General features: G+C 46.5%; 3 protein-coding genes. 2 read left to right on the top strand and 1 reads right to left on the bottom strand.

The window, feature by feature from the left end; translation table 11 throughout:
- Positions 1-259 precede the first annotated feature (259 nt).
- Positions 260-1,045 (top strand): tryptophan synthase subunit alpha, encoded by a 786-nt coding sequence (gene trpA / locus ACTHUE_RS15270; protein ID WP_070461439.1) that lies wholly within the window; start codon positions 260-262, stop codon positions 1,043-1,045.
- Positions 1,046-1,120: 75 nt separating this feature from the next.
- Positions 1,121-1,987 (top strand): acetyl-CoA carboxylase, carboxyltransferase subunit beta, encoded by an 867-nt coding sequence (accD, locus tag ACTHUE_RS15265; RefSeq protein ID WP_070461440.1) that lies wholly within the window; start codon positions 1,121-1,123, stop codon positions 1,985-1,987.
- A gap of 63 nt (positions 1,988-2,050) precedes the next feature.
- Here the strand turns inward: accD and ACTHUE_RS15260 are convergent, their stop codons facing one another.
- Complete coding sequence (locus tag ACTHUE_RS15260) at positions 2,051-2,497, bottom strand: GatB/YqeY domain-containing protein (RefSeq protein ID WP_070461441.1); 447 nt, start codon at positions 2,495-2,497, stop codon at positions 2,051-2,053.
- Positions 2,498-2,587: the final 90 nt, after the last annotated feature.

Below are 2,587 nucleotides of genomic sequence, written 5' to 3'. Positions count from 1 at the left end.
GCTGTTTGAATGATTTTCAGACGGCCTTTATTGTTTTATATTGCTTTCAAAATATCAGAATCTTGATTGCAAATGATTCTATGAAATAGCCGTAAATGTTATACTTAGCCTCTTGTTTGCCGATTGGAAAGAACCAGTCATTAGATAATGCGGATAGATACCGCCTTTTCATGGCAGACTGAGGTTTTTAAAACAAATGTAACGGCAGAATAAACAGGCTGCCGGACAACATTCAAATCGATGAAATGGATAGCAGAAAATGAGCAGAATCCAACAAACTTTCTCAGCGCTCAATGGCGCAAAAGCACTGATTCCTTATATTACGGTGGGTGATCCCAGCCTTGAGACAACCTTGGCATTGATGCATAGCCTGGTGGCTAATGGTGCTGATATTTTGGAACTAGGTGTGCCGTTTTCTGACCCTATGGCGGATGGCCCGACTATTCAACGTGCGGCTGAAAGGGCGTTGGCAAATCATGTTTCTTTGCGCGATGTATTGGAAACAGTACGCTTGTTCCGCCAAACCAATGATAAAACGCCGGTTGTGTTAATGGGTTACTTGAACCCGGTACATAAAATGGGTTATCAGGCGTTTGCGCAAGCGGCTGCCGAGGCAGGCGTAGATGGCGTGTTGACCGTGGATTCTCCGGTAGAAACCATTGCGCCTTTGCATGACTCGTTGAAAGCGCAAGGTATTGATTGTATTTTCCTTATTGCGCCAACAACAACTGAGGAGCGTATTCAAACGATTGCCAAAGTAGCCGGCGGTTTTGTGTATTATGTATCGCTCAAAGGTGTAACCGGTGCTGCAAGTTTGGATACTGAAGAAGTTTCGCGTAAAATAGAGCTTTTGCGCAAATACATCGATATTCCGATTGGTGTCGGCTTCGGCATCAATAATGCGGAGAATGCGCGTAAAATTGGTGCGGTAGCGGATGCCGTTATTGTCGGCAGCCGTATCGTCAAAGAGATTGAAAGCCATGCGGGTAGCGAGGCCGAAGCAGTAGGTGCGTTGGTTAAAGAGTTGAAAGACGCGATTCGCTAATATTTTTTATTCCATTATTTCAGACGGCCTTACGTTTAACTGGCCGTCTAAATTCTGAATCCTAAGGAGTCATTCATGAGCTGGCTAGATAAAATTCTTCCTCCGAAAATTAAAAACCGAAGCAGTTCGTCCAGCGTCCCTGAAGGTCTGTGGCACAAATGTCCGTCTTGTTCGGCAACGGTTTACTCAACCGAGTTGAAACAAAACAGCGAAGTCTGCCCGAAATGTAATCATCACAATCCGCTTTCTGCGCGCGAACGTTTGGACCTGCTTTTGGATGAAGAAGGCCGTGAAGAGATTGCAGCCAATATTAAACCGACAGACCCGCTGAAATTTAAAGACAGCAAAAAATATCCGGATCGCCTTGCTGCTGCGCGCAAAGCAACCGGCGAAGACGATGCTTTGGTTGTTATGAAAGGCACCATGAACGGCCTGCCTGTCGTGGTGGCTGCGTTTGAATTCCGTTTTATCGGCGGCTCTATGGGTTCGGTCGTGGGTGAGCGTTTCGTTCAGGGTGTACGCCGTGCTGTTGCAGATAATTGTTCGTTTATTTGCGTGGCGGCTTCCGGTGGTGCGCGTATGCAGGAGGGTTTGAACTCTTTGATGCAGATGACGAAAACCAGCGCGGCTTTGCATTTGCTGACTGAAAAACGTCTGCCGTTTATTTCCGTATTGACCGACCCGACCATGGGCGGCGTATCTGCCAGCTTTGCCTTCTTGGGTGATGTGGTTTTGGCAGAACCGAATGCTCTGATTGGTTTTGCAGGTCCGCGCGTTATCGAGCAGACTGTACGCGAAACCTTGCCGGAAGGTTTCCAACGTGCAGAATTTTTGTTGGAGAAGGGCGCAATCGACCAAATTGTCGATCGCCGTTCCATGAAAAAACGTATCAGCGATTTGATTACTTTGTTGCGTCATGAAGGTAAAGTAACTGCTGCTTGATGAGCACAATAAGAAAGGCCGTCTGAAAATAATATTTCAGACGGCCTTTTTGATTATTGATGATTAAGCAGTCAATGCGGCTTTCAAAACCTTGTTGACTTCGCCCATGTCGGCTTTTCCGGTCAGGCGGGTTTTCAGTACGCCCATGACTTTACCCATATCTGCCATGCCTGATGCACCGGTTTCTGCAATAGTTGCTTCAACGACAGTTTTGATTTCTTCTGCAGACATCATTTGGGGCAGGTAGCGGTTGAGGATTTCGATTTCCGCGTTTTCTTTGTCAGCCAAATCTTGACGGCTGGCTTCGGTATAGATTTTGGCACTGTCTTTGCGTTGTTTCACCATTTTGGTCAGGATGGAGATGACTTTTGCGTCATCGGCTTCGGTACGCTCATCTACTTCAAATTGTTTGATGGCGGCATTAATCAGGCGAATGGTGCTTAAAGACACTTGGTCTTTGGCGCGCATGGCAGTTTTCATGTCTTCGGTTAATTGTGTTTTTAGGCTCATAATGTTCTCACTTTATATAAAGAGGCCGCCTGAAAAAACAAAACACACCACAAAGCTGCCCTTGCGGTGTGTCGTTTATCACAGGGCAGG

This window comes from Neisseria sp. P0021.S005, assembly GCF_051956955.1.
The sequence above is the reverse complement of the archived record's forward strand: the minus strand, read 5'-3'. Positions and strand labels throughout refer to the sequence as shown.